The organism is Streptosporangium sp. NPDC001681 (assembly GCF_040298085.1).
Taxonomy (GTDB): Bacteria; Actinomycetota; Actinomycetes; order Streptosporangiales; family Streptosporangiaceae; genus Streptosporangium.
Map to the genome: position 1 here is coordinate 1 of NZ_JBEOZN010000118.1, position 23,770 is coordinate 23,770.

Sequence of the window (23,770 nt, forward strand, 5' to 3'; positions counted from 1 at the left end):
TTGTCGTCGGTCACCGCAGCACGCTGCGGCTCCCTCCTCCGCCTTGCGAGACACCACCTGACCGATCCTCGCCACGGCAAGATCCACAGGACAGGGCCTAGTCGACCACCGAGTGGTAGAAAGCGATCTTGTTCCGGATCGCCACCTGCCGCTCGCGCAGGTTGTCGACCTGCTCCTGCACCCGCCGGTCGTGGGCTTCGAGCAGCGCGATCCGCTCGCGCACCGTGTGGTCGCCCGCCCTGGTCATCTCGGCGAAGCGGAGCATCTCCGCGATCGGCATCCCGGTGTCGCGCAGGCAGCGGATCATGCCGAGCCAGCCGACGTCCTTCTCGGTGAACCTGCGCTGTCCGGCCGCGTTGCGGTCGATCGACTCAAGCAGCCCGATCCGCTCGTAGTAGCGGAGCGTGTCGAGGCTGAAGCCGGTCTCCTCCACCACCTGTCCCGGTGTGTACACACTCACTCGGGCAGCATGCCACCTGGAGCCCACTCCAGGTCAACCCCAAAAATTTCTGGGTAAGTCCCCTTGACCTGGAGTCCACTCCAGCGTTCAAGGTCGTCCTCATGACGCACATCCCCCTCGCCCTGGGCACCATGTACTTCGGCACCCTCCTCGACGACAAGACCGCCTTCGCGATCCTCGACCGGTTCACCGAGGCCGGCGGCGCCCTGCTGGACACCTCGAACAACTACGCGTTCTGGAAGGAGGGTGCCACCGGCGACGAGAGCGAGCTGGCCCTCGGCCGCTGGCTGGCCGCCCGGGGCAACCGCGACCGGGTGGTGCTGAGCACCAAGTGCGGCGCCCGGCCGACCGTCCCCGGCGACCGGACCCTGGACTTCGCCGAGGGCCTGTCGGCCGCGACGATCGCCGCCGCCGCCGAGGGCAGCCTGCGGCGGCTGGGCACCGACCACGTCGACGTGTACTGGGCCCACATCGAGGACCGCTCCACACCCCTGGAGGAGACCCTGGGCGCCTTCGCCGAGCTGGTCGGCGCGGGCAAGGTCCGTGAGATCGGCGCGAGCAACGTGCGGGCCTGGAGTCTGGAGCGCGCCCGCGCCACCTCTCGGGCCACCGGCCGGCCGCTCTACACCCATGTGCAGCTCCGCCACACCTACCTGCACCCCCGGTACGGGACGCGGCTGCCCGATTCAGGTCACGTCCTGGTCGAGGACGACATGCTCGACTACCTGCGCTCGGAGCCCGGTCTGACCTTGTGGGCGTACAACACGCTCATGGCCGGCTCCTACACCCGCGCGGACCGGCCGATGCAGGACGCCTACGACCACCCGGGCACCACGCGCGGGCTCGCCGCGCTACGGGAGATCGCGGACGAGCTGGGCGCGACGGTCAACCAGGTGGTGCTGGCCTGGCTGACCGGCGGTGACGTCACGACGGTCCCGCTCGTCGGGGTGAGCTCGGTGGCCCAGCTGGAGGAGGTCCTGGGCGCCCTGGACCTCAAGCTCGACGGCGAGCACCGCGCCCGCCTGGACGCCGCCCGCTGAAGGGCCATCGGGATCCCGCCCCAGGTCACAAACGACCACGCCGTACCCTGCCGTGCAGGCCGGGTACGGCGCCTCCCCCGGCGGGAACGCCTGCCAACGCGGGCGGGCGCCCGGGGTCATTCCTGCGGCAGGTGCGCCGACAGGTAGCGGCGGACCAGGTGCTTGCACTCGGCGATCAGCTCGGGGTCCCCGTCCGGCAGGGAGCGGAAGGCGAGCTTGAGCACCGCGTCGGCGGCCTCGACCGCGACGAAGAGCGCCCGATCCAGCTCGGGGCCGATCGGGGCGCCGAGCAGCTCGACGGTGATCGTACGGAGCCGGTCGGCCACGATGACGTTGTTCTCCAGTGCGGCGTCGAGCATCCGGTTGGTCCCCTTGACCACGGGCCCGCCGGGTGCGGCGAGCACCTCCCCGAAGTCGACGACGGCGAATCCCGGCGTGGCCCGCTTCATCGCGACGAACTCGTCGATCGCGAGGTCGACCATCTCCGTCCAGTTGGAGAGCCGCACCTCCGCGAGCCTGGCCGTGATCCGGCCGAGGAACGCCTCCAGGTTGCGCAGCGCCAGCGCCCGTACCAGCCCCTGTTTGTCGGGGAAGAACTGGTAGAAGGTACCGATCGGCACCTCCGCGCGGCGCGCGACCTCCTTGGTGGTCAGCGCCTCGTAGCCGACCTCGTCCAGCAGCCGCGCGCACTCGTCCAGCATGCGCTCGACCCGTTCCAGGCTGCGGCGCTGGGCAGGGCGGCGGCGAAGCGTTCCCCCGGAGACGTTCGTCATCCCCCCATCATCCCCCACAAGCAGGCCCGGGGGTTAACATGAGCCAGACTCATACATTGGAGGCCGGAATGTTCCTGTGGGGTACGGCGACCGCGTCCTACCAGATCGAGGGCGCCGTCGCCGAGGACGGGCGGGGCGCCTCGATCTGGGATACCTTCACCCACGAGCCCGGCCGCGTCCGCGGCGGCGACACCGGTGACGTGGCCTGCGACCATTACCACCGCTGGGATGAGGACGTCGAGCTGATGTCCGGCCTCGGCGTGAACTCCTACCGCTTCTCCATCGCCTGGCCGCGCGTCCAGCCGGCCGGCAAGGGCACGATCAACCAGGCCGGCCTGGACTTCTACGACCGGCTGACCGACGCGCTCCGCGAGCGGGACATCGTCCCGGCGGCCACGCTGTTCCACTGGGACCTGCCCCAGCCCCTGGAGGACGGGGGCGGCTGGCTGAACCGCGACACCGCCTACCGCTTCGCCGAGTACGCCGCGGCGGTGGCCGACCGGCTCGCCGACCGGATCCCGATGTGGATCACCCTGAACGAGCCCTTCGTCCACATGGTCTTCGGCTACGCGCTGGGCGCCCACGCCCCTGGCAGGACCCTGGTCCTGGACGCGCTCCCCGCCGCCCACCACCAGTTGCTCGGGCACGGCCTGGCCGTGCGGGAGCTGCGGGCGCGCGGCGCGGAGCAGGTCCTGATCACCAACAACTGCACCCCGGTCTGGCCCGCCTCCACCGACCCCGCCGACCTGGCCGCCGCCGACGCCTACGACACCCTGCACAACCGCCTGTTCAACGACCCGGTGCTGCTCGGTTCCTATCCCGACCTGTCGGCGTACGGGGTGAGCCTGGACTGTGTCCGGGACGGCGACCTGGATCTGATCGGCGCGCCCCTCGACGGCATCGGTATCAACTACTACAACCCCACCCGGATCGCCGCGCCCACCGATGAGGGCCTCCCCTTCTCCGACGCGGGCGTCACCGGCTACCCCACCACCGCCTTCGGCTGGCCCGTCGTCCCCGACGGCCTGCGCGAGCTGCTGGTCGGCCTCCGGGCCCGGTACGGCGACGCCCTCCCGCCGGTCTACATCACCGAGAACGGCTGCTCCCAGCCCGACGAGCCGGCCCCTGACGGGACGGTCGACGACCAGGCCAGGATCGACTTCCTCGACGGCCACATCGGGGCCGTCGAGCGGGCGCGGGCGGAGGGGGTGGACGTGCGCGGCTACTACGTCTGGTCCCTGCTGGACAACTTCGAGTGGGCCGAGGGCTACAGCCAGCGCTTCGGACTCGTCCACGTCGACTTCCCCACCGGGAGGCGCACCCCCAAGGCCTCCTACACGTGGCTGCGCCGGCGGATCTCACAGAGCTGACGTCACGCTTCCCGCCCGGCGCCGCGTGCTCGGACGCCCGCGTACAGCGCCCCCGACGCGGTGTCCGTGCCGTGGTGGTGAGGCTCATCGCCACGGCACGAACATCGCACTCAGCGGTTGAAAGCGTCCGGGTCGGGGCCGATGCGGGTGCCGGCGTCCAGCTTGGCGATCTCGGCGATGTCCTCGTCCGTGAGGGCGAAGTCGAAGACGTCGAGATTCTCCCTGATCCGCGACGGCGTCACCGACTTGGGGATGACGACGTTGCCCAGGTCGAGGTGCCAGCGCAGGACCACCTGGGCCGGGGTCTTGCCGTACTTCTCGGCGATGTCGACGATCACCGGATCGACGAGCACCGCCCCCTGCGCCAGCGGGCTCCACGCCTCGGTGACGATGCCGTGCCTGGCGTGGAACTCGCGCAACTCGACCTGCTGCAGTGCCGGGTGGAGCTCGACCTGGTTGACCGCCGGGACGATGTCGCACTCCTCGATGAGGCGGAGCAGGTGGGCGGACTGAAAGTTGGACACCCCGATGGCGCGGACCCGGTCCTCGGTGTACAGCTTCTCCAGCGCCCTCCAGGTCTCGACGTACAGGTCCCTGGCCGGGGTGGGCCAGTGGATGAGATAGAGGTCGAGCTGCTCCAGGCCCAGCCGCTCCATGCTCGCGTCGAAGGCGGCGAGGGCGGCGTCGTAGCCGTGGTCGCTGTTCCACAGCTTGGTGGTGACGAAGACCTCGTCACGCGGCAGACCGGAGGCGGCCAGCGCCTCGCCCACGCCCCGCTCGTTGTCGTACAGCTTCGCGGTGTCGATGCTCCGGTATCCCGCCTCCAGCGCGGCGCTCACCGCCTGGGCGGTCTCCGACGGCGGCACCTGGTACACGCCGAAGCCGAGCCGGGGCATGGAGACCCCGTTGTTCAAAGTGATCATCAGTGGTTCTCTCCTTGAGCGGTCGCGAACAGCCTGGTGGCCGTCACGAACACAGATCCCCGCATTATCAGCAAACGCCGGTTATCTGAGCACGCCGCCACGGCGGACACCGGAACAGATCCCCTCCGACGGAGCGGAAAATCCGTTGCGAGCCGGCGAGAGGGGCCCGTAGCGTCCAGAGCCATGTGCATGTACTTCGCCAACCTTATGGTCGGCTACGTGATCCGTCCTCGCGGCAGCCGGGCTCTGGCCCGCTAGGGACGCGTCGACCTCCACTCCGTTCCGCACGCGTCCCCGATGCGCGCCCAGGGCCTTTCCGAGACCTTTTTCACCTCGGACCCGAAAGGGCGACGGCTGTGGCGCACTCCTTCGCGCACGGAAACCATTCGCACACCCAGAGAAAGGTAAGGAACGGCGGCGGTCGCAACGACCGCGACCGGGCCAGACGCACCCTCTCGCAGAACTTCCTCGTCGATCCGCACGCCGTCCGGCAGATGGCCACCGCGGCCGGATCGCACGGGCTGGTCCTGGAGCCGGGCGCGGGCGAGGGTGCTCTCACCCTCTCCCTCGCCGAGAGCTGCGCGAGGGTCGTGGCGTACGAGATCGACCCGCGACATGCGGGCAGGCTCGCCGCCCGCACCCGCGGCGACGACAGAATCGAGGTGATCAGGGGTGATTTCCTGACCGCACGGGCCCCGCGCGAACCGTTCGCGGTCGCCGGGAACATCCCGTACTCGATCACCTCCAGGATCGTCGACTGGTGCCTGCGCGCTCCCGCGCTCACCTCGGCGACCCTGCTCACCCAGCTGGAGTACGCGCGCAAGCGGTCCGGCGACTTCGGCCGCTGGAGCAGGCTGACCGTGCTGACCTGGCCGGGTCACTCCTGGGAGTTGGCCGGCCGCGTCGGCCGGATGAGCTTCCGGCCGGTGCCCGCCGTCGACTCGGCGATCCTGCGGATCGAGCCGCGCGGTGTCCGGCTGCTGCCCGCGGAGCGGGACGCGGCCTGGCGCGAGTTCGTCGAGTACGGCTTCACCGGTCTTGGCGGTTCGCTGCACGCCTCGCTGCGGATGCGGTACGCGGCCCATCGGGTCGACGCCGCGTTCGCGGAGGCGCGAGTGGACCGCGACACGGTGGTGGCGTTCGTCCACCCCGACCGGTGGCTGACCCTCTTCGAGCTGCTCTGCTGACACTCCCGCACACCGCCCGGGTCCCGGGCGGTGTGCGGTCCTTTCGATCAGGCCGAATCGGCCTCGCGCAACGCGTAGCGGCCGGGCGTGCATCCGTACTCCCTGGCGAAGGCCGTGATGAAGGCCGAGGGGGTCGCGTATCCGACGCGGCGGGCCACCTCGGCCACCGGCCGGCTCTCCAGCAGCACCCGCGAGGCACGCAGCCGCAGTTTGGTGCGCCACTGCGAGTAGGGCATGCCGAACTCGCGCACGAAGTCGCGTTGCAGCGTCTTGACACTGACGTGCAACCGCTCGGCCCACTCCTCAAGGAGGACGGGGTCGCCCGGGTCGTGTGACAGCGCGCGGGCGACGGTCATCGCGAATCCGGTACCGGTGGCGTGGTGGCCGACGAAGTCACGGGTCGACGCGCCGAGTCCGGCCATGATGCGCTCGCGGGCGACGAGTGCCGCCTGCTCGTCGTACCCCGGGCGGGCGATCGCCTGGACGAGCCGGGCCGCCTCGTCGTCGATGGACACCGCGCCGGCACGCAGCCCGCCGAGCGCCTCGGGCACCTGGCGCAGGCAGACCCGGTACACGGTCTGCCGGTCCGCCGCCCGCACCTCGTGGCTCACCGCGCGGTGGGCCCAGAACGCCTCCCGCGCGCCCACGAACTGCGCGTCGGCACCGTGCCGGGTGGAGAGCACGCCGTCGGGCGACCAGTAGAGCTGGTGCAGGAAGTCCTGCCTGCTCTGGCCGAATTCGAGCACGGCCGCCGAACGGTACTTGAGCACGAGGATGCCGGTGAGCGTGCCCAGGCCGTAGCCGTACTCCTCGCACCAGAGCGGATCGGTCCCGAAGTGGCCGGCACCGGTCGCAGAGTGACTTCCCATCGACATCGGATGGCCTCCCGTCGATATCAGAAAAGTTTTGGTAAGGCTAACCTAAGTAGTGCCTGACCATGAGGCCGGGCCGCTCTCCCGCTCTGAAACACCCCGAAGGAACACACCCATGTCCTCCCGACAGCCCCGGCGCCATGCCGGCGCTCTGGCCCTCACCCTCGCCCTGGTCGCCGGCTGCGGTTCCACCGATTCCGGCGGGGAATCCGCCGCCGCGGCGCCCGAGACCCGCGTCTTCGCCGCCGACAACGGCGAGATCACCATCCCCGCCGACCCCAAGCGCGTCGTCGCGACCGGCTACGCGGTGCCGGCGCTCATCGAGGCCAACACCCCCCTGGTCGGCATCTCCGGCTGGAGACGTGGTCTGGCGATGATGACCGAGGAGGACCTGGCGACGTACAACGGCCTCGAAAAGGTCGCTGGAGAGACGGCCGCCGAGACCAACTACGAGGCCGTCGCCAAGGCCAAGCCCGACCTGATCGTCATCGGCGTCCCGAAGCCGGCCCTCGCCGATCTCGACATGAAGCGGCTGGAGTCCATCGCCCCGGTCGTCGTCCTCGGCCCGACCGTCCCCTCCGCCTGGCGCGAGCTGTCGCGACGCCAGTCCGACGCCGCGGGCCGTCTCGGCGACTTCGAGACCGCCAAGGCGGCGTACGAGAAGAAGGCCGCCGAGCTCACCGAGAAGTACCGGGGCGCTCTGGACGGCGTGAAGTTCGGCCACGTCGGCGCCTACGGCGACATCGCCAAGGGAACGTTCCATCGCGAGTTCGCCGGGTCGTGGGGCACCAACATCGCCTCCGACATCGGCGTGACCTACTACGGCGAGGTCAAGGAGAAGGGCGGCAACGCGCTCGACGTCAGCGAGCACCCCTCGATCGAGGAACTGCCGGAGAGCCTCGCCGAGGCCGACGCCGTCACGTACACGCTGGAGAGCGACGGTTCGGTGAGCGAGCCGGTGCGGTACGTCCTCGACTCCAAGCTGTGGAAGAACCTGCCCGCGGTCAAGGCCGGCAACGTCTTCCCGCTGCGCTACACCGAGGCGGCGACGTACCGCTCGGCGCTCAAGGCGCTGGACTCCATCGACGAGGCGCTCGCGCCGCTGCTCAGCCGATGAGCATCGACCGCCTCGACCCGCAGGGCCGGGTCGCCTCCCACCACCGGTCCGGGACCGGCACCGCGCGTATCGGCTACCCGATCGGGGTCCGCGCCGTCTCGGTGCTCGCGCGTGAGTACCTGACCCCGCGCCTGCTCCGGCTGACCGTCGGCGGCCCCGGGCTCGAAGGGTTCCACACCTACCAGGCCGACGACCACGTCAAGATCGTCTTCCCGGATCCGGACGGCACCCGCCGCGCCCCGGTCGCCAACGACCATCTGGAGCTCGACTGGCCGAGGCCGATACCCACGACGCGCAAGTACACGGTGCGGCGGTACGACGCCGAGGTCGGCGAGCTCGACCTGGACTTCGTGCTCCACGAGGGCGGGGTCGCGTCAGCGTGGGCGGTCGCCGCCGAGGTGGGCGACGAGCTCACGATCGCCGGTCCGCCGGGGGCCAAGGCGTTCCCCCACAACTACGGCCACTACGTCTTCGCGATCGACGCGACCGCGCTGCCCGCGGTCGCGCGCTGGCTGGAGGAGTCCCCGGCCGACGTCTCGGCCCAGGTGGTGATCGAGACCGACGACGCCGCCGAGCACGCCTACCCGCTCGCGGCGCGCGAAGGGGTGCAGGTCGTCTGGCTGGTCCGCGAGGACACCCGTTCCTCGCTCGCGGAGGCGGTGCGCTCCCTGCCCCTGCCCGAGGGGCGGACCTTCCTGTTCGCGGCCGGGGAGGCGGGCGACATCAAGCCGCTGCGCTCGTGGAGCGCGGGACGGCTCGACTCGCTGTTCACCGGATACTGGAAGCGCGGAGTTGCCGGGCTTGAGGACTGATCTACCGGCGCGGGCCGCGATCCTCCTCGCGGCCCTCGCGCTGCTCATTGTGGTGGCGGTGGCCGGCGTGAGTGTCGGAACGCGCGCGATCGCACCGGCCGAGATCTGGCGTGCCTTCGCCGACTACGCCGGCAGTGACGATCATCTGATCGTCCGCGATGTCCGGGTGCCGCGCACGATCCTCGGCATCCTCGTCGGCGCCGCCCTCGGCGCCTCGGGCACGCTGATCCAGACGCTGACCCGCAACCCGCTGGCCGAACCCGGCATCCTCGGGGTGACCGCCGGTGCCGGTTTCGCCATCAACCTGGGCGGCGCGCTCGGCCTCGCGGGGTCACAGTCCGCGCAGCTGATGCTCGCGTTCGCCGGCTCCGTGCTCGCGGTGCTCCTGGTCTACTCCGTCGGCCGGACCTCCCCGCTCCGGCTCGTGCTGGCCGGCGTCGCCCTCAGCTCGGTGCTCGCGGGCCTCTCGCTCGGCATGCGCCTGATGCTTCCCGACGTCTTCGACCGGTTCCGCTTCTGGTCCGTCGGGGCGCTGGCCGGCCGCGAGCAGATGTCGCACACCATCCCGCTGCTGGCGATCGGCATCGCCCTGGTCTGTGCCATGGCGATGGCCAGGCCGCTGAACGCCATGGTCCTGGGCGACCAGGTCGCCCACACGCTCGGCGGTCACACCGCACGGACCAAGCTCGGCGTCCTCGTACTCGTCACCCTGCTCGCCGGCGCCGCCACGGCCGTGGCCGGACCGATCACCTTCGTGGGGCTCATGATTCCGCACCTGGCCCGCCGGCCGGCCGCCGGCTCGATTCCGTGGCTGATGGCCTACACGATGGTGCTCGGCCCGATCCTGCTGCTGGTCTCCGACATCGGATCGCGCGTGCTGCTGCCGACGGGCGAGGTCCCGGTGGCCGTCGTCACCGCCTTCCTCGGCGGCCCGGTGCTCATCTGGGTCGTCCGGCGCTACGGGGCGGCGTCACTGTGAACGCCGTCGTGCTGCGCGCGGGCTCCCGCTCGGTCAGGATCGAACGCCGGACGATCCTGATGTCGCTCGTGCTCACCGGCGTCGCGCTGGCCCTGGCCTTCCTCGGCCTCAGCCACGGCCCCTCCTGGGCCGCGCCCTCGGAGGTGTTCGCGGCGCTCGCCGGTCATGGGGACTCTGCCCTGGTGATCCGGGAGTGGCGGCTGCCCCGGGTGGCCGCCGCGCTCGTCTTCGGCGCCGCCCTGGGGCTGGCCGGGGCGATCTTCCAGAACCTCACCCGCAACCCGCTCGGCAGCCCGGACGTCATCGGCCTGGACGCGGGCGCCTACACCGGCGCGCTGGCCGCGCTCACGCTGCTGAGCGGGACCTCCGCGCAGCTCGCCGTGAGTTCGGTGGCGGGCGGCCTGCTGACCGCGGCGGCCATCTACCTGCTGTCGCTGGACGCGGGGCTCAGCGGCCTGCGGCTGGTCGTCATCGGGATCGCGATGAACGCCATCCTGACCGCGGTCAACTCCTGGATCGTGCTCCGTGCCGAGCTCGATGTCGCGATCGCCGCGACCGGGTGGAGCGCGGGTTCGCTGAACGGCGTCGACTGGGACGAGGTACGCCTGCCGTTCCTGGTCATCGGCGTGCTCGCGCTGCTGCTCGTCACGCTGTCGCAGGCGATGCACCAGGCCGCGCTCGGCGACGAGCTCGCCGTCACCTCGGGCGTGGGCCTGGGCCGCCTCCGGCTGCTGATCGTGCTGGTCGGCGTCGGCTGCACCGCCACCGTGACGGCGGTCGCCGGGCCGATCGTGTTCATCGCGCTCGCCGCCCCCCAGATCGGCCGCCGCCTCGCCGGCGAGGCCGGGGTGCCCCTGGTGCCCGCGGCGCTGACCGGCGCGGTGCTGCTACTGGCCGCCGATCTCATCGCGCAACTGCTGCTGGCGCCGGTCGCGCTGCCGGTCGGTGTCGTGACGACCGCGATCGGCGGGTGCTATCTCATCTGGCTGCTCCTCAAGGAAGTGAGGCGACCGTGGCAGCGCGCCTGACCGCCCAGGACATCACCCTCGGCTACGGCGAGCGGGTGGTGTCGGCGCACGTGAACCTCGACGTGCCCGACGGCGCGTTCACCGCCATCGTCGGCGCCAACGCCTGTGGGAAGTCGACGCTGCTGCGTTCCTTCGTCCGGCTGCTCAAGCCCTCGGCCGGTACGGTCGGCTTCGACGGCCGCGACGTGAACGGCTACCGGCCCAAGGCCATCGCCAGGCAGATCGGGTTCCTGCCCCAGGGCCTGGTCGCCCCGGAGAACATCGTGGTGCGGCGGCTCGTCGCCCGGGGTCGCTACCCGCACCAGTCGATGCTGTCCACCTGGTCGGCCGAGGACGAGCGGGCCGTGCAGGAGGCCATGGCCGCGGCCGGCGTCGCAGAACTGGCCGAGCGGGGCGTCGAGGAGCTGTCCGGAGGCCAGCGCCAGCGCGTCTGGGTCGCGATGGTGCTGGCCCAGGAGACGCCCTACCTGCTGCTCGACGAGCCCACCACGTTCCTCGACATCACCCACCAGTACCAGCTGCTCAAGCTGTTCGCGCGGCTGCGCGACGAGGGGCGCACGGTCATCGCGGTGCTGCACGACATCAACCAGGCCTGCCGGTTCGCCGACCACCTGGTGGCGATGAAGGCCGGCCGCGTCGTCGCGGAGGGAGCCCCCGCCGACATCGTCGACGCCGAGCTCATCTCGGAGGTCTTCGACCTGCCCTGCGTCGTCGTACCCGACCCGGTCACCGGCACCCCCATGGTGGTGCCGACCGCCTGAGCCATGACACGGCGCGGGGCCGGAGGCCGGTCCCGCGGCCGCCGTGAACGCGCTGCCTGTCCCCACCGGGAGCCAGGGGCACCGAGCCGCAGTGCCAACGACCCGGTAGCCGCCATGACACCCGGACTCCACCTCAACTGCACATCCGGGGTGCCGGGGTCACCGTTGACCGGCCAGATCAGTGCACGACCCCGCTGAGTTCGTTCGGAGATTTCGGTAGCGTTCCCGTCCTCAGCCTCTCTCCCGACTCGATGTCGATCGAGTGCAGTTCCCTCTTGGCCGGATCGGTCACATAGGCCGTCCGGTCACGCACGAAGATCGTCGGGCGGGGCCGCTGCCATTCCATCGGCTCCTCCCACCGGTCGATGACCTTGATGGTTTTCGTGACCTCGCCCTTCTCCGGGTCGATAACGTGGATCTGCCCGTCGGTGCCCAGCACGAGTGCCTCACCGTGTGGTCCGCGGGCAAGAGAACGGAACGTGTAGCTCGTGCCGAGGTTCACCAGCTTCAATTCACCGGATTCGGTGTCAATGAGCGAGATCTGCTCGGGACGTTCCAGCTCGGCGTCGGGGTCCTTCTTGTAGTCGCCGAGAACGATCGTCGAGTGCTCAGAGCCCGCCTGATTTCCGATTCGCCCATATTCATCCGGACTGTCGATCTTGCTGATCTTGCTGTCCTTGTAGAGCAGGACCCCGTCCTCGCAGCCGATCACGACGATCTCGCCCCGCGCGGTGGCTTCGCCGTGCACGCCGGGGCACTTCTCGCTACGAGCGATCTCCTTGCGGTCCTTGTCGAGGACCGCGATTCCCAGCCGTTTCTCCTCGGTGCCGAGCGTGACGACGAGCTCACCGTTCTCAAGCTCGATCGCGACACCGTGATGGGGAACGGCCGTCTTGTAGACCTCGCCCCTGGGCAGGCCGTTGCCGAGCTCCTTCGGATCGAAGATGGTGACCTCCCCGGTTCCGTCGGAGAAGAGCACCGTCTTGCCGGCGTGCCGTACCACGTGACCGGGTTTCGCCCCTTTGAACTCCTCCTCCTTCAGCTGGGAGGAGGACGCGTCGAGCACACGGAACCCGGTCGAGGTGGAGACCAGCACATGACGGTCGTCACCGGCCGGGTTGACCCGGTTGAAACCGGCCAGCGGGATGTCCTTGGAGATGGTGAGGGTCTCCCCGTCGAGGACGTAGAGACCTCCGTCGTAGGTCGTGACGAGCGGAGCCGCAACCGGCGCCGGAGCACCCGGCGACGCCTTCTCCCGGGGCGCCTTCTCCTGGGGCGCCGCGGACTGTTGCGATCCGCAGGCGCTCAGGGCGAGTCCCGCGGCGAGCAGTGCGGAAAGTGCCGCCGTTCTTTTGGTTCGCGACCAGGAATTCACAGGTTGTTTACCTTCCTATCTTGGTGAACAGAAATTGTTCGACGAACAGGACTTAACTCCTGGACATGGAGTTGCTCCGGAAAGCGACGTCGCGGCCATTGCCGCCGACGTGCTGAAGGGACCCGCCTCACCTTTTGCCGAGGCCGTCCACTATCGCCGCGGTGTTGGAGCGCATCATCTCCACATATGTGGAAGCGCCCCCCTCCTTGCTCAGGGACTCCGAGAAGAGCTCGATGACCCGGACATCCAGACCGGCTTCCGAGGCCAGGACCTGTGCGAGGCGATCGGGCTGTGCGGAGTCGGCGAAAACCGCCGTCACCTTGGCCCTGCGGATCGCGTCCGCGAGTGATTTCAGATCCGCGGCGCTCGGGGAGGCGAGTGTCGTACCACTCGGAATCACGGCACCGATGACCTCGAAGTCATACCGCTCCGCGAAGTAGCCGAAGACATGGTGGTTGGTCACCAGACTGCGCCGGCCAGGCGGAATGACCTCGAACCGTTTTCCCATCCAGGCGTCGAGCTCTTCGAGTTTTCCGCGATACGCGACTGCGTTCGCCCGGATCGCCGCGGCGTCGACACCGTCGACTTCTTCGATGACTCGTTCGGCGATCAGGTCGACGGCCCTGGAGACCCGGCGCGGGTCCGTCCAGAAGTGCGGGTCGGGCTGCCCTGCCATGTCGTCGGTGGTGTAGCGGATCGGATCGACTCCGTCTCCCACGGCGAGGGTGGGAACCCCGGCGTCCCGCGCCGCCTGAACGTTGCGCAGAACCCCCTCCTCAAGGCCGAGGCCGTTGTACACGATGAGCGCGGCATCCTCGATCTGGGCCGCCTGCCGAGCCGAGATTCCGAAGGAGTGGGGATCGGAGTCCGTTTTCATCAGCACGGTCACGCCGGTCTCGCCGCCGACGACGTTGCGGGTGATGTCTCCGAGGATGTTCGTGGTGACGACCACCCCGGAACGCCGGCCACCGGTGTCCGCACACCCCGTCAGCGAGACGAGCGCTCCGAAGACGACGGCCGCGAGGGCGACGACGGCACGCCGCGGCGCACCCGGGCACCATGGAGTCGCCTCGGTCACCGCCCCGTCTCCACCATGTGCGCGGGGGTGAAGTCGAGCTTGAACGTGCGGGCACGCCTCAGGTCGTCGTTGTAGTCGATCTCGTAGACCGCTTTCGCGGCCGGGTCGTTGATATAGGCGCGGCTGGTGTCGACCTGGATGGTCGGGGAGATCACATCGCCGGATTCGGGCAGGGGCCGGGCGAGCAACCTGGTCCTGGCGGTCTCCTTGCCGGATCTGGGATCGAACGCACGCAGCGTGCCGTCCGCCGTCAGGGAGAGGACGGGTGCTCTGTCGCCGACGGCGTTCACAGCCACCGTGGGCCCGGTTTCCACGAGTTCCCACCTTCTGGCGGAGACGTCGAGCACCCAGACGCCCCGGTCTCCGGCCTTCGCGGCCAGTGTCGTGCTTCCGGGACGATGGCTGAACTCCCGGGCACGGTCATCCCCGGACGTCTTCTCGGGGTAGCCGATCTTCTCCCCGCTGAACTCGCCGCCGTCCTCGATGACCAACAGAGCGCCGTCGGCGCATCCGAAGACGACACCGCGACGTGTCACGGCCTCTCCCTGCGGTTCCGGGCAGGGTTCGCCGATCCTGGTGACCGGTCTGCCGCTCCTGGTGCGCACTTCCACCGTGCCGGCTGCCGACACGAGCAGGTGCTCCCGGTAGGGGACGACGGTGCCGCGGTGCTCGCCCGCGTCGGCCATGGCGATCTCGGTGATCTCGCCCTTCTCGAGCTTGGCGCGATCAAGGAGGTTCACCGCACCGTTGTCGAAGGACACAGCCGTGACGGCCACATCGCTGTTGACGCCATCCGGGCGCCCTCCTTCGACCGAGCCGACGTTGCGCGTCCCGGCCCGGTAGTAGTGGGAGTGGTCACCGTGGTCGACGGTCCAGGCGCCACCGTCGATGACGTGCATCGTCTTGCCCGTGGTGGTGAGGTAGGCGAAGCGGCCGTCCCCGCTGATGCCGTCGACGCCTTCGGCGACGCCCACCTCGAAGACCTCCTCGGTGATCAGGTCGAGGACGTGCACCGCCCCGGTGTCACCGTCGGCCACGACGAGACGGGGCTGCGGCTCGGCGGTCTCCTCCGCTCCTTCGACGTAGCCGTGAGGAGCCGCCTGTTGTCTCCCCGGCGTGGCCTTGCTCTCGCTGTGCGAGGTGCACCCGGCCAGCAGGGTCCCCACGCAGACGGTCGCGGCGAGCGCCGTGAAGGGCTGCCTGCTCTGCATCACGATGAGTACTCGACGTTCTTGTGGGCGCCACCGGCGGTGACGGGCGGGCCGGAGCGTGGCAGGCGGTGCCGCAGGAGGGCGGCCAGCGCCGACAGGAAGAACAACGACACGGCCACCGCGGCGATCGTCGCGCCCGCCGCCGTGCCCAGGTGCCACGAGACGGTCAGGCCGGCCGCTGTCGAGCCGATGCCGAGCAGTGCGGCACCGAGCATGATCATCGGTATCCGCCGCGCCCACAGGGCCGTCGCCGCCGGTGGAGCGATGAGGAGGCCGAAGACGAGGAGGGTGCCGACGACGTGGAACGAGGCGACGACGGCGAGTGTGACGAGCCCCAGCAGGAGGGCGTGGGCCAGCCGTGGTCGCAGCCCCAGGGTGTGCGCTTTGCGCGAGTCGAAGGACAGTGCGACGAAGAGCCGGTAGCCGAGCGCCGAGACGGCGACGGCGATGAGCAGCGCGACGGCGAGACGGAGCAGGTCCTCCCGGCGAACCGCGAGAACGTCGCCGAAGAGGAAGCCCGTCAGGTCAACCGCGAAGGACCGGGAGTGCGAGACGATGATCACTCCCAGGGAGAGCATGCCCGCGAAGAGCAGGCCGATGCTCGTGTCCTGTGACAACCGGGACGACCTGCTGAGCACCGCCACGCCGAGCACCATCGCACCCGCGCTGAGCGCGGCTCCGAGAAGAAGATCACCGCCTGCCAGCGAGGCGAGCGCCACTCCCGGAAGCATCCCGTGAGACATGGCGTCGCCCAGGAAGGCCATGCCACGCAGGACCACCCACGTTCCGGCCAGAGCGCAAATGAGGGAGACGAGGATCCCACCCCAGAGTGCCTGCCGTACGAAGGACACCTCAAAGGGATCTAACAACCATTCCATGACGAACACCATATAATGAAAACCGTTATCGATTTCAAATGGAAGGTGTCGCCGTGCGCACTCAGCAGGAACCAGCGATCATGATCAGCGGTCTCACCGCCGGTTACGGACGGCGGATGGTCCTGCACGGGCTCACGGCTCGGATCCCCCGCTCCCGCATGACGGTCGTCGTCGGTCCGAACGGGTGCGGAAAGTCCACCCTTTTGAAGGTGTTCGCCCAGGTCATCCGCCCGGTGTCCGGCTCCGTCGAACGCACGAACGCACAGCGGCCCGGCTTCGTCATGCAGCGCAGCGCGGTCTCCGACACCCTGCCGATCACCGTCCGGGAGGCCGTGGCCATGGGGCGATGGGCACATCGGGGTCCGTGGAGACGGCTGTCGAAACACGACTGGTCGGTTGTCGACGAATGCATGGCACGCCTTGGCATTCTCGACCTGGCCTGTCGGCGACTGGGCTCGCTCTCGGGAGGCCAGCGCCAGCGCGCCCTGGTCGCACAGGGGCTCGCGCAGGAGTCGGACCTGCTTCTGCTCGACGAACCGACGGCAGGACTCGACCTCCGGGCCCAGCAGCGCATCTCCGAAGTTCTCGACGACGCGAAAAGCCGCGGTGTCACAGTGGTTCAGGCGACACACGACCTCGCCGCGGCGATGCGCGCGGAGCACTGCCTGCTACTCGGGGAAGGCCGGCTCGTCGCGGAGGGCTCCCCCGTCACGGTGCTGCGACCGGAGGTCCTGGAACGGATCTGGGGACTTCCCGCACTGTCACTGCTGATCCGGAGCCGTTCTGAAGCACTCGGTCACGGGCTGCGCAGCGGCTGATCGCGTGGGAGGCGACCGGGGCAGGGACAGGGAACCCTCCGGCCGATCGTCCGGTTCACGCCGCGCACGCGGTGAATCTCCCTGGCGGTGATCGCCGGAGGATGAGGACCTCGCGCCGGCCCCGGTACCCGAATGCGGCACACGGCTTTCCGTCTCAGGACGTGAACGCCTGTCCGAGGTGTGGCAGTGCCGTGCCCCAAGCCCACGGAGAGGTCAGTTCCAGGGGTCCCAGAAGCCGTGGTCGACGATGTCCGGCGACGGTACGAGTTCGACCGGTCCGTCGCCGTACCTGGCGGGCAGGACGGCCCGCAGCAGGGCCAGCAGTTCCCGGTGGGTGTGGTCCGCCGTCGTGGCCCGCCACAGGACGCGCCCTCCGCTCAGCCGTACGACCGGCCGCTCCCCCTCCAGGGTCAGCTCCAGCCGGAGCACGCCGCCCCCCGGGTGCTCCGGCAGCGCCGAGGCGAAGGACGCGCGTACCGCGTCGAGCCCGCCCCTGCGGACCGCGGCCTCGGCCCGTTCGCGGTCGGCCAGCTCGGCGACCGCGACCAGGATCCGTTCCAACGGCGGTACCCGTGCCGGAGCCAGCGGGATCAGCCCCGCGCATTCGAGCGATCGTTCGTGCCGCCCCTCGGCGTGCCGGTGGTCGTAGACGAAGTGGTGCGCGTACAGCGCGTCCCCCTCGACCCGGTACGCCGTCACGTACGACTCGTCCTCCAGCGAGAACACCCGGGTGTCGTACACCCGGTCCACCGCCCCCAAGGCGTCCAGCGCGTAGTGGGTGCGGACACCCGCACCGCCCTCGCCGGCGGGCTCACCGCCAAAGATCTCATCGAGGCCGGGAGGAGCCGCGTCCCACGGCTCCACCGGCCCGGCGACCAGCGTCCGCCCGTCACGCATCCGCCAGCCGTCAGGACGGTCGACCATGACGCTCCCCTTCAGGTCGTCTTCCAAAGGCATCGGACTCACCCACCGGGCAGTCCCCTCACCGAACATGATGGAACACGCACGCTGTTCGGACCTCGAGACCTGATCCGTCATGGTGGCAGATCGATGATCTCCAACGCCGGGTCCGGCCGTGCGCGAAAACCGCTCGTCCCGACCAGGTGAGCACCCGGCCCGCTGCGTGATCAATTCCGCAGCGGGCAGCCTGGCTAGGCCGTCCGAGCTGTCATGGCGCGCCAGCCGAAGGTGACGGTGCCGATCAGGAGCACCACCCCGGACAGCACACCGCTGACGAACGGCACCCAGGCGACGGCGGCCGTCGACGCCAGAACGAGACCGGCGGCACCGAGCAGGGTGAGAACCACCCCGAGTACGGCGATGCTCCAGTCCTTCCAGACAGGCGCCAACGCGATGAAGTGCACACCGACCACGAACGCCACCCAGGCCACGTTGGTCTGCTCAGGACGTCCCCAGGCGGTGAGCAGCCGGACTCCGCCGAAGAGCAGGATCGCCTCGGCAGCGACGACGATCAGGTAGCCACGGCCGAACATGTTCCGCCGCGGGCCCGCGGCGGGCTGTTTCCTCCGGGCTGTGGCGAACCACATGGCGACAACACTCGCGGCCCCCAGGCAGGCGGCCACCCGCAGGAAGTTCACGGTCACGGCGTTCAGCGGGCTCTGCGCGTTGACGAGGACGAAGACCGCGCCAAAGATCGCGCCAATCAGCGATCCAGTCATTCGTTGCATGACGTCATTGAAGTCCATGCCGGATTCCGTCTGCATTGGGGCTGGGGCGAGAAGCAGGTAGGCCTGGCACTACCGCGCCGCGCCGCGCAGATAGGCGAGCACCGCCAGCACCCGCCGGTTGTCGTCCTGAGTCGCGGGTAGCTCCAGCTTGACGAACACGCCGGCCACGTGCTTACCGACGGCCGCCTCCGTGATCGACAGCGCGCGGGCGATGGCGCTGTTGGAGCGCCCTTCGGCGATCAGAGCGAGCACCTCGCGCTCGCGCGGGGTCAGCCGGTGCGTCGGCTCAGTGACCTCCCTGGCCCTGGCCCAGGTCTGCTCGAACAGGTCGATGAGGGTGGTGATCAGACTCTGCTGCCTGATCACCAGGGCGCCCGGCGAGTAGGCGACCGGGGTGATCCGGACGAACGCCACTGCGCGGTCGAAGACGAGCAGTTGCTGGATCGGCTCGTCGATGACACGGTGCAGGTTACCGGCGGCGTGCAGCTCCCTGATCCGGGCCGCCTTGCGCGGATCGTCCAACACGCTCGCGTGGACGATCGTGCGCATCGCCATGCCGCGCCGCAGGGCATCGAGCACGCTGCGCCTGCTCTTCTGCTCCTGACGGCCCTTCTCCGACGAGCCCACCGGGTGCATGGCGCGCAGCTCACCCGCCGAGTGAGTGGCCTGCGCGATCTGCTGCCGGACGAGCTCGCTGTCCTCCAGCCGCTCGACGTCGACGGGGATACCGCGCAGCTCACCGACCACCTCTTCCAGCCGATGGGCAAGCTGAGCCAACGACACGCTCTCGTCCACACGCCTCCTTCGCCGGCCGCGCCACCCCTCACCCCCAACGCGGGCACCACTGGCAGATTCTGACCGATGCGATGCGCACCGTGCCAACGGAAGGGCAGCCGGCCCGGCGACCGGCGTCCGCCCGTCACGCATCCGCCGGCTGTCAGGACGGCCGGCCATGACGCCACCCGTTCAGGTCGTCTTCCAAAGGCATCGGACTCACCCGCCGGGCAGTCTTCGACGTCCACCATAGGTCAGGTCAGCCGACCGCCTTCAAGGCGATGCCCGGGGGCTGTTGCCGGGCGCGGATCTAACGAGTGCCGCCGGTTCCGAACGTGGACAACAGGCGGTCGAGTTGGTGCGGTGCCGCCGGGCGGACCAGTGGCATGGTGACGCCGGCCTGCCGGTACGCCGCGATCCTGGCCCGGACGTCCGCGACCGTTCCGGTCGCGGTGAGCGAGGTGACGTAGTGCTCCGGCAAAACCTCCTGGAGCGCCGCCTCACCACCCTGTTCGAAGGCGGCGGCGAACCGGGGCAGGTCGTCCGGATTGATGGTCGGCTCACCCACCGACATCTTCGCCTTCGGTGTCGAGGCGTGCTTGAACTTTGTCGCCACCTCCCAGCGGATCGCGGCGACCGCGGCGGCGCGATCGTCCTCGATGGAGGTGTTGATCAGCTGAGCCACGGCCAGCTCGCCCGGGTCGCGGCCGATCTTCTCGCAGCTCTGGCGGAGGAGTTCGACGGCGTTGGCCGAATACTCCGGAGAGGCGCCGGCGTCCAGCAGCACACCGTCGCCGAGTGCCGCCGCGTTGATGAGACCCCGGCGGCTCGCCGCCGCGATCCAGATCGGGATGTCGGCCCGGACCGGGGTGAAGTTCAGAGCCACGTTGTCGAGTTGTACGACCTCGCCACGGTAGGTGACCGCTTCCCCGCTGAGGAGCGCGCGGATGGATTCGACGTACTCCCGCAGGGTGGTGATCGGATCGGTCATCGGGCGGCCGTTGCGGGCGGCGTGTTTGGCGGTGAACGCGCCGACCACCAGCACGAGCCGCCCACCGCTGAGCTCGTCCAGGGTCGCCGCCGTCTGCGCCATCACCAGCGGGCTGCGCAACCGCACCACCTGGGTGGCGCCGAGGGTGACGCGCTGGGTGGCCAGCCCGAAGGCGGTGAGCGCGCTGACCGAGTCGCGGTTGGTGAACAGCGTCTCGGAGAAGAAGGCGGTGTCGAAACCGGCCCGTTCCGCGGCGGCGGCCGACGCCGCCATCTCGCGTATGGTGACTGCCGGGTCATACCCCAGCGCGAGCCCGACAGGGGTCGACGACGGGGGCGAGGCGGGTGCTGGCTGGATCACAGCGGCTCCGTGAGGTCGATGACAGGTGCGTCGTGGTGGGCTGATACGTCGAGGACGATCTTGCCGAGCAAGCCGCCGCGTTCGAGGCGGCCTAGCGCCGCTGCGATGTCGGCAGCCGGATAAGCGGCGGCGATCACCGGCCGGACACCGTCCGGCCCAGCCCATGGGCGGGCACGTCGCAGGTCGGCGATGATGGCGGCCTTCTCGGCGGTGGGAAGAGCGCGCAGCGATCCGCCGGTCAGGATGAGTCGGCGCCGGATCACTTCACGCAGGCTGAGCGGGACCTCGTCGCCGCCCAGGACGCCTACGCAGAGCCAGCGCCCGTTGGTACGAAGGCCGGCGAGGGTGAGCCCGGAGACGGCCGCGCCAACGAGGTCGAGCACGACGTCGAAGCCGTCCGGTGCCTGCCTGCGCAGGGCTTCCTCGGCGTCGGGCGAGGTGGAGACCACAACGGGGTCCGCGCCGAGGGCACGCACACGTTCGGCCAGCATGGGAGTGCGTACGGTGCCGGCCACTGTGGCTCCGAGCGATCGGGCCAAGCGTACGGCCATGGTGCCGACGCCGGAGTTCGCCGCGTGCACCAGCACCCGGTCGCCGGGACGGAGGTCGGCACGTGTCCGCAGATTCCACCATGCCGTGGCCAGCGCCTCGGGCAGCGCTGCGGCCTCGGCCAGGCTCCATCCGTCGGGTACCGGAAGCAGGAGGTCCTGCGGCACGAGCACGTGCGACGCGTAGCCTCCGCTGCCGAGCAACGCGCACACCAGGTCTCCGACCTGCCAGCCGGTGACGCCGGGACCTGATGCGACGATCCGGCCGGCGCATTCCAGCCCCGGCACCGCGGACTCGCCCGCGGGCGGCTGATAGTCGGCGTCGCGTTGCAACAGGTCGGCGCGGTTCAGACCGGAGGCGTACACCTCGATCAGCACCTGACCGGCGCCGGGTGCCGGGGTGGGAGCGTCCACCCAGACCGGCATCGGCGGACCGGCCGGTGATCCGCTCGCCGGATCGGTGAACAGCACTTGACGCATCAGCGTTCTCCAGCGGCCGATGGGGATTCGGGACGGAACGGTGTGGGCGCGGTCGCGCGTCCGTCACGGACGACCTCCACGCCGTCCCGGAACACCCGGCGGACCCGCAGATCCATGTCGAGCACGGCGACGTCCGCCGGCCCGCCGGCCCGCAGCGTCCCGACGCCGTCGAGTCGCAGGGCCGTGGCCGGGTTGCGGGTCGCCAGGGCCAGGGCGTCCGGCACGTCGAGGATGCCCGCCTCGGCCAGGGCCCGTACGGTCGGCAGCAACTCCACCCGGTGGGCGAAGCGTTCCCACGAGCCGTCGGGCAGCGTACGCGGCACCGACGCGTTGCCGTCGCTGCTGAGCGTGATCTGGTCGGCCGGCACGCCCCGGGCGAGCAGTTCCGCCACCGCCGCGGTCGGTGCCACGGCGCCGGCGATGCGGGCCGGGTTGATCAGTGGGTTGACGTCGACCCAGGAGCCGGCCGAGCCGAGCCGACCGGCGACGTCGAGCGTCGCGGGGCTGTAGTTGGCGTGGGTCACCTGAAGCCGTCGCGGGTTCGCGCCGGATCCGTCCAGCGCCCGCGCGAGCAGATCCGGATCCCCGACCTCGGTACCGAGGTGTACGTGCAACAGGCAGGCCTTCCCGGTGGCACCGGCCGCCCACTCCAGTTCCCGGAGCAGGCGGGTCAGCTCGGCGAGGTCCGGGCAGGTCGCCTTGTGCTCATACAGAGCGATCTTGACACCCACCAGGTGCGGCAGCAGGTACAGGTCGCGTACCAGCGACCCGGTTACGGTCGGTGGTGGCCAGTGGAACCCGCCGGCCATCGCCCAGGCACGCGGACCGGTGACCGGAAGCGCGTACGTCCGGGCGAGCAGGGCTTCCGGGCTCTTGCTGATCGGGTCGACACCGGGCATTCCGACGCAGGTGGTGGTGCCGGCCTCGACGATCACGTCAGCGGGCAGCTCCGGAATCCTGCTGTGGTACCCGGAACCGCCACCGCCACCGAGGATGTGCAGGTGCCCGTCGACGACCCCCGGCGCCACGATCAGCCCCGCGCAGTCATGGACGACCGTGCCCGGCGGCCCGGTGGTGATCCCCACCGGGCCGCCGGGCGTACCCGCTCTGGATTCATCCACCGGTACGACGGCCAGAATGTCGCGCCCACCGATCACAACCTCGGCGATACCCGCCGACCGCGGGGTGAGCACGGTGCCGCCGTGCAGGATGGTGAGGGTCATGGTCAGCCCGCCGACTGACCGTTGATCGTCACGGCGGGGCGCAGGATGTCCGACAGTCCCCACTTCTCGCCGAGCTTCGCGTAGCTGCCGTCCTCCATGAGCGCCTTCAGCGCCGCCGCCACCGCGTCCCGGAGCTCGTTCTGCTTCTTGCTGACCGCGATGCCGACCGGGATCTCCGCGATCGGCTTGCCGATCAGCGCGTACTTTCCGGGTGACTGCTCGTTGACGACATACCGGATGGACTCCGCGCCACGGATACCGACATCCGCGCGCCCCTGCTCAAGCTGCAGGAGGGCGTCGGCAGTGCCGTTGGTGGTCAGTTCCTGGATCGCCGGCTTGCCCGCCGCCGCGCAGACGTTCTTGCTGAACTCGCTGAGCGCGTTCCGGTAGCCGGTGTCGCCGCTGTCCACCGCCACCTTCTGCCCGCACACATCAGCCTCGGTGCTGAACCCGCCGACCTTGTCCGCCAGGCCGAACAGCTGCGGACCGGTCGTGTAGTAGTCGACGAAGTCGACCGTCTCCCGGCGCGACTCCAGGTCCTGCATGGCCGAGTGGACCAGGTCGATCCTCCCTGTCGCCAGCGACGGGATGTACTGCTCGTACTCCTGGGTCACCAATGCGACCTTCACCCCGAGCTTGTCGCCGATGGCCCGGGCCAGATCAACGTCGAAGCCCTGCCGCTTCTCCTTGTCCTCCGTCCCCTCCGGGAGGTAGGACATCGGCGGATAGACCGGACTGTTCCCCACGTTCAGCCGACCGGACGCGCGGATGGCGTCCGGCAGCATCGCGTTGAGCGGGTTGTCCGACGACGAGGGGGCCGCCGACTCGTCGGCATCGCTGCCACAACCGGCGAGGAGCGCGACGACGACCGCCGCGCCTACCCACATGGCTGATTTTCTCACTCTGTCTCCTCCGGGTTCGCGGATGGGCCGCACCGCGGACCCCGCATGGCCGCCGGCGACCCCGGCGAGCGTGGCCCCCAGTTTTCAAGCGACGGCCATGTCATCGGAAGGGGACATCTTGT

24 protein-coding genes are annotated in these 23,770 nt (G+C 69.9%); 9 read left to right on the top strand and 15 right to left on the bottom strand.

Annotated elements, in window-relative coordinates; all coding sequences use genetic code 11:
- Positions 1-97 precede the first annotated feature (97 nt).
- Positions 98-460, bottom strand: coding sequence for a MerR family transcriptional regulator (locus ABT130_RS36900; protein ID WP_350912094.1), 363 nt, complete (start codon positions 458-460; stop codon positions 98-100).
- A 101-nt stretch (positions 461-561) separates the two neighbouring features.
- On the opposite strand from ABT130_RS36900, the gene ABT130_RS36905 reads away from it, so the two are divergent.
- Positions 562-1,500 carry an aldo/keto reductase gene (locus ABT130_RS36905; RefSeq protein ID WP_350912092.1) on the top strand — a complete coding sequence of 313 codons (939 nt, stop codon included), beginning with the start codon at positions 562-564 and terminating at the stop codon, positions 1,498-1,500.
- A gap of 116 nt (positions 1,501-1,616) precedes the next feature.
- On the opposite strand, the gene ABT130_RS36910 is transcribed toward ABT130_RS36905, so the two are convergent.
- Complete coding sequence (locus ABT130_RS36910; protein ID WP_350912090.1) at positions 1,617-2,273, bottom strand: TetR/AcrR family transcriptional regulator; 657 nt, start codon at positions 2,271-2,273, stop codon at positions 1,617-1,619.
- Positions 2,274-2,341: 68 nt separating this feature from the next.
- Here ABT130_RS36910 and ABT130_RS36915 point away from each other — a divergent pair, with 68 nt between their 5' ends.
- Entirely contained in the window at positions 2,342-3,643 is a 1,302-nt protein-coding gene (locus ABT130_RS36915; RefSeq protein WP_350963636.1) for a GH1 family beta-glucosidase, read from the top strand.
- 110 nt (positions 3,644-3,753) lie between these two features.
- Here ABT130_RS36915 and ABT130_RS36920 read toward each other — a convergent pair whose 3' ends face one another.
- A complete protein-coding gene (locus tag ABT130_RS36920) occupies positions 3,754-4,566 on the bottom strand; it encodes an aldo/keto reductase (RefSeq protein WP_350963593.1) in 813 nt (270 codons plus the stop codon).
- A 356-nt stretch (positions 4,567-4,922) separates the two neighbouring features.
- Here ABT130_RS36920 and erm point away from each other — a divergent pair, with 356 nt between their 5' ends.
- Positions 4,923-5,753, top strand: a complete 831-nt coding sequence (gene erm / locus ABT130_RS36925; protein WP_350963596.1) for an ErmE/ErmH/ErmO/ErmR family 23S rRNA (adenine(2058)-N(6))-methyltransferase — start codon at positions 4,923-4,925, stop codon at positions 5,751-5,753.
- A gap of 47 nt (positions 5,754-5,800) precedes the next feature.
- Here erm and ABT130_RS36930 read toward each other — a convergent pair whose 3' ends face one another.
- Positions 5,801-6,622 (bottom strand): helix-turn-helix transcriptional regulator, encoded by an 822-nt coding sequence (locus tag ABT130_RS36930; RefSeq protein WP_350912084.1) that lies wholly within the window; start codon positions 6,620-6,622, stop codon positions 5,801-5,803.
- Positions 6,623-6,740: 118 nt separating this feature from the next.
- On the opposite strand from ABT130_RS36930, the gene ABT130_RS36935 reads away from it, so the two are divergent.
- The 5 genes from ABT130_RS36935 to ABT130_RS36955 are packed head-to-tail and all read left to right on the top strand — an operon-like array spanning position 6,741 to position 11,322.
- The gene (locus tag ABT130_RS36935; protein ID WP_350963599.1) at positions 6,741-7,742 is read left to right on the top strand and encodes an ABC transporter substrate-binding protein; all 1,002 of its coding nucleotides are present in this window, start codon (positions 6,741-6,743) and stop codon (positions 7,740-7,742) included.
- The gene (locus tag ABT130_RS36940) at positions 7,739-8,554 is read left to right on the top strand and encodes a siderophore-interacting protein (RefSeq protein ID WP_350963601.1); all 816 of its coding nucleotides are present in this window, start codon (positions 7,739-7,741) and stop codon (positions 8,552-8,554) included. The genes ABT130_RS36935 and ABT130_RS36940 overlap by 4 nt, the downstream gene beginning before the upstream one ends.
- Positions 8,544-9,533, top strand: coding sequence for a FecCD family ABC transporter permease (locus ABT130_RS36945; RefSeq protein ID WP_350963604.1), 990 nt, complete (start codon positions 8,544-8,546; stop codon positions 9,531-9,533). The genes ABT130_RS36940 and ABT130_RS36945 overlap by 11 nt, the downstream gene beginning before the upstream one ends.
- The gene (locus ABT130_RS36950) at positions 9,530-10,561 is read left to right on the top strand and encodes a FecCD family ABC transporter permease (RefSeq protein WP_350963606.1); all 1,032 of its coding nucleotides are present in this window, start codon (positions 9,530-9,532) and stop codon (positions 10,559-10,561) included. The genes ABT130_RS36945 and ABT130_RS36950 overlap by 4 nt, the downstream gene beginning before the upstream one ends.
- Entirely contained in the window at positions 10,546-11,322 is a 777-nt protein-coding gene (locus tag ABT130_RS36955; RefSeq protein WP_350912074.1) for an ABC transporter ATP-binding protein, read from the top strand. The genes ABT130_RS36950 and ABT130_RS36955 overlap by 16 nt, the downstream gene beginning before the upstream one ends.
- Positions 11,323-11,500: 178 nt before the next feature.
- Here ABT130_RS36955 and aztD read toward each other — a convergent pair whose 3' ends face one another.
- From aztD to aztB, 4 genes are all read right to left on the bottom strand, one after another.
- Entirely contained in the window at positions 11,501-12,697 is a 1,197-nt protein-coding gene (gene aztD, locus ABT130_RS36960) for a zinc metallochaperone AztD (protein WP_350963609.1), read from the bottom strand.
- A gap of 127 nt (positions 12,698-12,824) precedes the next feature.
- Positions 12,825-13,775 (bottom strand): zinc ABC transporter substrate-binding protein AztC, encoded by a 951-nt coding sequence (gene aztC / locus ABT130_RS36965; RefSeq protein ID WP_451935464.1) that lies wholly within the window; start codon positions 13,773-13,775, stop codon positions 12,825-12,827.
- A complete protein-coding gene (locus tag ABT130_RS36970) occupies positions 13,772-14,986 on the bottom strand; it encodes an ABC transporter (RefSeq protein WP_350963642.1) in 1,215 nt (404 codons plus the stop codon). Before ABT130_RS36970 ends, aztC begins: the two co-directional genes overlap by 4 nt.
- Entirely contained in the window at positions 14,986-15,864 is an 879-nt protein-coding gene (gene aztB, locus ABT130_RS36975; protein ID WP_350912071.1) for a zinc ABC transporter permease AztB, read from the bottom strand. Before aztB ends, ABT130_RS36970 begins: the two co-directional genes overlap by 1 nt.
- 53 nt (positions 15,865-15,917) lie before the next feature.
- Here aztB and aztA point away from each other — a divergent pair, with 53 nt between their 5' ends.
- On the top strand, positions 15,918-16,682 hold the full coding sequence (gene aztA, locus ABT130_RS36980; protein WP_451935463.1) for a zinc ABC transporter ATP-binding protein AztA: 765 nt from the start codon (positions 15,918-15,920) through the stop codon (positions 16,680-16,682).
- 213 nt (positions 16,683-16,895) lie between these two features.
- Here the strand turns inward: aztA and ABT130_RS36985 are convergent, their stop codons facing one another.
- From ABT130_RS36985 to ABT130_RS37015, 7 genes are all read right to left on the bottom strand, one after another.
- Positions 16,896-17,639 carry a hypothetical protein gene (locus tag ABT130_RS36985; protein ID WP_350963611.1) on the bottom strand — a complete coding sequence of 248 codons (744 nt, stop codon included), beginning with the start codon at positions 17,637-17,639 and terminating at the stop codon, positions 16,896-16,898.
- Positions 17,640-17,833: 194 nt separating this feature from the next.
- Positions 17,834-18,370, bottom strand: a complete 537-nt coding sequence (locus ABT130_RS36990) for a hypothetical protein (protein WP_350963614.1) — start codon at positions 18,368-18,370, stop codon at positions 17,834-17,836.
- A gap of 69 nt (positions 18,371-18,439) precedes the next feature.
- Positions 18,440-19,165, bottom strand: coding sequence for a helix-turn-helix transcriptional regulator (locus tag ABT130_RS36995; protein WP_350912068.1), 726 nt, complete (start codon positions 19,163-19,165; stop codon positions 18,440-18,442).
- A gap of 289 nt (positions 19,166-19,454) precedes the next feature.
- Positions 19,455-20,495 carry an LLM class flavin-dependent oxidoreductase gene (locus ABT130_RS37000; RefSeq protein ID WP_350963617.1) on the bottom strand — a complete coding sequence of 347 codons (1,041 nt, stop codon included), beginning with the start codon at positions 20,493-20,495 and terminating at the stop codon, positions 19,455-19,457.
- Complete coding sequence (locus ABT130_RS37005; RefSeq protein ID WP_350963619.1) at positions 20,492-21,523, bottom strand: zinc-binding dehydrogenase; 1,032 nt, start codon at positions 21,521-21,523, stop codon at positions 20,492-20,494. The genes ABT130_RS37000 and ABT130_RS37005 overlap by 4 nt, the downstream gene beginning before the upstream one ends.
- Complete coding sequence (locus ABT130_RS37010; protein ID WP_350963621.1) at positions 21,523-22,746, bottom strand: amidohydrolase family protein; 1,224 nt, start codon at positions 22,744-22,746, stop codon at positions 21,523-21,525. Before ABT130_RS37010 ends, ABT130_RS37005 begins: the two co-directional genes overlap by 1 nt.
- A gap of 2 nt (positions 22,747-22,748) precedes the next feature.
- A complete protein-coding gene (locus ABT130_RS37015; RefSeq protein ID WP_350963623.1) occupies positions 22,749-23,648 on the bottom strand; it encodes an ABC transporter substrate-binding protein in 900 nt (299 codons plus the stop codon).
- Between the last annotated feature and the right edge of the window lie 122 nt (positions 23,649-23,770).

What these genes read in the sequence shown, in the direction of transcription:
- ABT130_RS36905 (WP_350912092.1), top strand. Translation starts at nt 562, where the DNA reads ATGACGCACATCCCCCTCGCCCTGGGCACCATGTACTTCGGCACCCTC.
- ABT130_RS36910 (WP_350912090.1), bottom strand. Translation starts at nt 2,273, where the DNA reads ATGACGAACGTCTCCGGGGGAACGCTTCGCCGCCGCCCTGCCCAGCGC.
- ABT130_RS36915 (WP_350963636.1), top strand. Translation starts at nt 2,342, where the DNA reads ATGTTCCTGTGGGGTACGGCGACCGCGTCCTACCAGATCGAGGGCGCC.
- ABT130_RS36920 (WP_350963593.1), bottom strand. Translation starts at nt 4,566, where the DNA reads ATGATCACTTTGAACAACGGGGTCTCCATGCCCCGGCTCGGCTTCGGC.
- ABT130_RS36930 (WP_350912084.1), bottom strand. Translation starts at nt 6,622, where the DNA reads ATGGGAAGTCACTCTGCGACCGGTGCCGGCCACTTCGGGACCGATCCG.
- ABT130_RS36935 (WP_350963599.1), top strand. Translation starts at nt 6,741, where the DNA reads ATGTCCTCCCGACAGCCCCGGCGCCATGCCGGCGCTCTGGCCCTCACC.
- ABT130_RS36940 (WP_350963601.1), top strand. Translation starts at nt 7,739, where the DNA reads ATGAGCATCGACCGCCTCGACCCGCAGGGCCGGGTCGCCTCCCACCAC.
- ABT130_RS36970 (WP_350963642.1), bottom strand. Translation starts at nt 14,986, where the DNA reads ATGCAGAGCAGGCAGCCCTTCACGGCGCTCGCCGCGACCGTCTGCGTG.
- aztB (WP_350912071.1), bottom strand. Translation starts at nt 15,864, where the DNA reads ATGGAATGGTTGTTAGATCCCTTTGAGGTGTCCTTCGTACGGCAGGCA.
- ABT130_RS36985 (WP_350963611.1), bottom strand. Translation starts at nt 17,639, where the DNA reads ATGCCTTTGGAAGACGACCTGAAGGGGAGCGTCATGGTCGACCGTCCT.
- ABT130_RS36990 (WP_350963614.1), bottom strand. Translation starts at nt 18,370, where the DNA reads ATGCAACGAATGACTGGATCGCTGATTGGCGCGATCTTTGGCGCGGTC.
- ABT130_RS37005 (WP_350963619.1), bottom strand. Translation starts at nt 21,523, where the DNA reads ATGCGTCAAGTGCTGTTCACCGATCCGGCGAGCGGATCACCGGCCGGT.
- ABT130_RS37010 (WP_350963621.1), bottom strand. Translation starts at nt 22,746, where the DNA reads ATGACCCTCACCATCCTGCACGGCGGCACCGTGCTCACCCCGCGGTCG.